The organism is Bradyrhizobium sp. Leo170 (assembly GCF_004296405.1).
Lineage (GTDB): Bacteria > Pseudomonadota > Alphaproteobacteria > Rhizobiales > Xanthobacteraceae > Bradyrhizobium.
Genome location: NZ_PSRR01000938.1, coordinates 1 through 291 on the forward strand (window position 1 = coordinate 1; position 291 = coordinate 291).

Consider the following 291-nt stretch of genomic DNA (forward strand, 5'->3'; position numbering starts at 1 on the left):
CCGCGATCGCGTCACGGCTCCGTGGCTCATCAATGGACCGATCAATGGCGAAACCTTCCAAACCTACGTCGAGAAGGTTCTAGTCCCGACATTGCAGCCCGGCGACATCGTGATCATGGACAACCTCGGCTCGCACAAGGGCAACGCCGTACGCCGCGCCATCCGTGCCGCCGGTGCACGGCTGTTCTTCCTACCGAAATACTCACCCGATCTGAACCCGATCGAGCAGTTCTTCGCCAAACTCAAGCCTTGGCTTCGCAAAGCCGCAAAGCGGACCACCGAGGCCGTCTG

1 protein-coding gene is annotated in these 291 nt (G+C 60.5%); it reads left to right on the forward strand.

The genetic code is table 11. From position 1 onward, the window contains the following. On the forward strand, window positions 1–291 hold a 291-nt coding region (locus CWO89_RS45425), incomplete at both ends, for a transposase (RefSeq protein ID WP_207234745.1).